Below are 2,310 nucleotides of genomic sequence, written 5' to 3'. Positions count from 1 at the left end.
GAGGAGTTCGCCGACGAGGAGTGGCGCCGGGTCGTCGACACCAACCTCACGGGCGCGTTCCTGTGCGCGCGGGCGGCGTTCCGGGTGATGAAGGAGCAGGATCCGCGGGGCGGGCGGATCATCAACAACGGGTCGCTGTCGGCGCACACGCCGCGGCCCCGGTCGGTGGCCTACACCGCGACCAAGCACGCCGTGACGGGACTGACCAAGTCGCTGTCGCTGGAGGGGCGCCCGTACGGGATCGCGTGCGGGCAGATCGACGTGGGCAACGCGGCGACGGAGATGACGGGCGGGTTCGCGGCGGGCGCGCTGCAGGCGGACGGTTCGGTGCGGGCGGAGCCGGTGATGGACGCCGCGCACGTCGCCGAGGCGGTGGTGTACATGGCGGGGCTGCCGCCGGAGGCGAACGTGCAGTTCATGACGGTGATGGCGACGGCGATGCCGTCGTTCGTGGGGCGCGGCTGAGTCCGTCCGGTCACGGCCCGGTCCCGGGCGCGACGGTGCGGGGTCGGACGGTTCCGGGGTGGACGGTTCCGGGGTGGAGGTCTCCGGTTCTGGTGTGTCCGGTGCGGGCGTGCCGGGTTGTGAGGGTTCGGGTTCGGTCGTGGGCGGCTCCGTCGTGGGCGGCCCGGTCGTCGGCGGTGGCGCGGACGGTCCGGTGGTGCCGGGGCGGGGCGCCGGGGTCCGGCAGGCCGACCACAGCCCGAGCCCGCCTTGCTCGGCGTCGTGCCCGGCGCCGGAGATCTTCTCCCAGTACAGGTCGTTGGGCGGGTAGAGGACGGCTTCGGCGTGCCCGCTGGCGGCCAGGGCCACGTTGACGAACTGTCCTTGGGCGTTCCATACGTAGAGCAGGTACCGGCCGTAGGGATCTTTGAGGTCGGTGTCGCGTTCGATGCGGACGGTGGATCCGGCGGGCAGCAGGGTGGTGGTGAGGCGGGTGGCCTCGTCGGCGTAGCAGGTGCCGGTCTCGGGGGCGTCGACGGCCAGGAACCGGACGGTGGAGGTGCGGCCGGCGGGCAGGACGGCGCCGTCGCCGCCGCCGACCTCGATGGTGTCGCCGTCGATGACGCGTTCGACGACGTCGCCGGTGCCGGCCGCGCCGCGGGTTCCGCGGGGGGTCGGCGAGGCGGCGGGCGGGCTCGCGGGCTGGGCTCTGGGCGGGCGTGCCGGTGGTGGGCGCGGTCGCGGGCGCGGTGGCGGGCGCTCCCGGTGTCCCGGCGGGTGCCGTCGCGCCGGGTCCGCAGGCCGCCGCGGCGGCGAGGAGCGTCGAGGCGACGATGGCGTGTCCGGTTTTCACTGCGGGCTCCGTCCTCTGGTGTCGGTCCGAGGGGGGCGCATGCCGTGCACGTTCGCCACAATCATCCTCTTTTGTCCCTTTGGTCACGTTGGTGTGGCGGTAAAGAACGCGCCCGCCCCGGGCCGCCGGGCCCGGACGTTTAGTCGCGGGGCAGGGGGAACGCCTCTACCGCGCTTCGAAACCACTGGACGCGGGAGGGGGCCGGAAGCGATGACGATCATGCGGCCGGCACAGGACGGCAGAGGCGGCGCCACCGGCGCCACCGTCCACGGGGACGGGCAGGGAGCCCGGCTCGACACCGGAATGCTCGAGACGGACCGCCTCGAGATGGACCACGAGACGGATCGGCACGAGGCCGGGCGGTTCGAGACGGGGCGGCGCGAAGGCGGGCGGCACGAGCCGGGGACGGGCGAGCTCGTCCGGCAGGCCACCCAGCAGGTCTCGGACCTGATGCGCGCGGAGCTGCGCCTGGCCGTCGCCGAGCTGAAGGACAAGGGCAAGCACGCCGGGACGGGCGCCGGGATGTTCGGCGGCGCGGGCCTGGTCGCGCTGTACGGGATCGCGGCGCTGCTGGCGGCCGCGATCGCGGCGATCGCGCTGGTGCTGCCGGTGTGGGCGGCGGCGCTGATCGTGGGCGGCGCGCTGCTGCTGGTCGCGGGGCTGCTCGCGCTGCTGGGCGGCGCGGCCAGGCGCGGCGGGCGACGCCGGCGAAACCGGAGCGGGCGGCGCAGGAGGCGCGGCAGACCGTCGCGGAACTGAAGGAGAGGGCGCATCGATGAGCAGGAACGGCGCCGGGGCCGCCGGCACCGAGGAGCTGCGGCAGGAGGTCGACCGGGCCCGCCACGACCTCGGCGAGACCGTGGAGGCGCTGGCGGCGCGCGCCGATGTGAAGGCGATCGGCCCGCGAGCGCGTCGACCAGGCCCGGACCCGGGCGCGGGGCGCGATGGGTTCGGCGCGGCAGGCCGCGTCGTCGCGGGCGTCGTCGGCGAGCGCGGCGGCGTCGTCCGAGCGG

The 2,310-nt window shown here is 75.4% G+C and carries 3 protein-coding genes and 1 pseudogene; 3 read left to right on the top strand and 1 reads right to left on the bottom strand.

Features of this window, described 5'->3' with window-relative positions:
- Nucleotides 1–465, top strand: a 465-nt coding sequence (locus BJF79_RS37675) for an SDR family oxidoreductase (RefSeq protein ID WP_143220752.1), incomplete at its 5' end; no start/stop codon positions are given.
- A 240-nt stretch (nucleotides 466–705) separates the two neighbouring features.
- Here the strand turns inward: BJF79_RS37675 and BJF79_RS67770 are convergent.
- A pseudogene (locus tag BJF79_RS67770) lies at nucleotides 706–987 on the bottom strand (thermonuclease family protein); the annotation flags it as partial.
- A gap of 529 nt (nucleotides 988–1,516) precedes the next feature.
- On the opposite strand from BJF79_RS67770, the gene BJF79_RS37660 reads away from it, so the two are divergent.
- Both BJF79_RS37660 and BJF79_RS37655 read left to right on the top strand, forming a co-directional pair.
- Entirely contained in the window at nucleotides 1,517–2,056 is a 540-nt protein-coding gene (locus BJF79_RS37660) for a phage holin family protein (RefSeq protein ID WP_262403158.1), read from the top strand.
- Nucleotides 2,057–2,072: 16 nt separating this feature from the next.
- A partial coding sequence (locus tag BJF79_RS37655; RefSeq protein WP_143220751.1) for a DUF3618 domain-containing protein occupies nucleotides 2,073–2,310 on the top strand: 238 nt, incomplete at its 3' end.

Origin of the sequence: Actinomadura sp. CNU-125, from assembly GCF_001942465.1 — a bacterium.
Classification (GTDB): Bacteria; Actinomycetota; Actinomycetes; order Streptosporangiales; family Streptosporangiaceae; genus Spirillospora.
Note: the sequence above shows the minus strand (reverse complement) of the source record. Positions and strands in the feature narration are given on the sequence as shown.